We start from the raw sequence: 1,320 nt of genomic DNA, 5'->3' as shown, positions 1-1,320 counted from the left end.
GGGCACCACCACGCAGTACCACGAAAGCGATCTGGCTTTCCTGACGCGATTGCTGGCCGATGAAGGCATTTACTACTGGTTTGAACACCAGGACGGCGGGCAGTCGGCGGGTGATCTGGGCAGCCACACGCTGGTGCTGGCCGACCATGCAGGGGCGCACCAGCCGGGCAGACAGACGCACATAGCGTTTCATCGCAGCGATGTCACGGAGCCACGCGATACCTTGCAGCTGTGGCATGCACAAAGCCAGCTGCAAACCAGCCAGCTAGGGCGTAGCAGCTGGGACTATCGCAGTGTGGACCCGCGTCCGCTGCAAAACAGTGCCGTGCATCTGGGCACTGGCGTGGCACCTTTGGCCTGGAGCGACGACGCTGGGCTGTATCAATGGGCCACGCGTGAGCAGGGCGAGCGCATGCTGGCCAATGCTGCGCAGGCGCTGAGCGCCCGTGCCCGCACCTGGAGGGGCACATCCTCGGTGCGCACGCTCGCGCCTGCCAGCACCTTTGTTCTTGAAGACCACTACGCCCACGCCAGCGAAACAGAGGACGAGCGCCGCTTTCTGGTGCTCGAGCTCAGGCACAGCGCCCGCAACAACTTTGATGAAGACCTGCGCCAGGCCGTGGCCCGTGCGCTCGATGGCCCCCAGCCCAGCGCTGCCCAGACGGGCAATGCAGGAGCCGAAGTGCCTTTTTATGTCAACCACTTCACCGCCATACGTGCGGCCACGGCATACCGTCCCCTGGCACGCGATGGCTCTGGCATGCTGCTGCACCCGCGGCCCACCGTGCACGGCAGCCAGACTGCCATCGTGGTGGGCACGCAAGGCCAGCCCGTACACAGTGACCGCGACCATCGCATCAAAGTCCAGTTCCATTGGCAGCGCGGCAGCAGCGGCAGCGAACGCAGCCAGGGCCACCCCAGCGGGCAGGACAACGCACCGGCCAACGACACGCTGGGCGCCTGGGTGCGCGTGAGCAGTGCAGTTGCGGGAGACAACTGGGGTTACACCGGCGTGCCGCGCATCGGCCAGGAAGTGCTGGTGGACTTTATCGGTGGAGACATTGACCGCCCGGTCGTGGTGGGCGCGGTCTACAACGGAGAAGGCGAAGCCAACAGCCAGATCAACCGCCAGCAGGTGGGCTCGGCCAAGGCCACGGGCAATGCGCCCGCCTGGTTTGCCGGAGACACCGCAGAACACGCGCACAGGGCGGTGTACAGCGGCATCAAAACCCAGGAGCTGCACAGCAGCCAAAACGGCAACGGAGGTGCAGGCTACAACCAGCTGGTGTTTGATGGCACGCCCGGGCAGGAGCGCGCAGC

1 protein-coding gene is annotated in these 1,320 nt (G+C 65.5%); it reads left to right on the top strand.

Features of this window, described 5'->3' with window-relative positions; all coding sequences use genetic code 11:
- Positions 1 to 1,320: type VI secretion system Vgr family protein (locus QEP11_RS12885; RefSeq protein WP_284337058.1), on the top strand; the 1,320-nt coding region annotated here is incomplete at both ends.

Origin of the sequence: Comamonas halotolerans, from assembly GCF_030162935.1 — a bacterium.
GTDB lineage: Bacteria > Pseudomonadota > Gammaproteobacteria > Burkholderiales > Burkholderiaceae_C > Comamonas > Comamonas halotolerans.
This window is presented reverse-complemented; position numbering and strand designations above follow the sequence as displayed.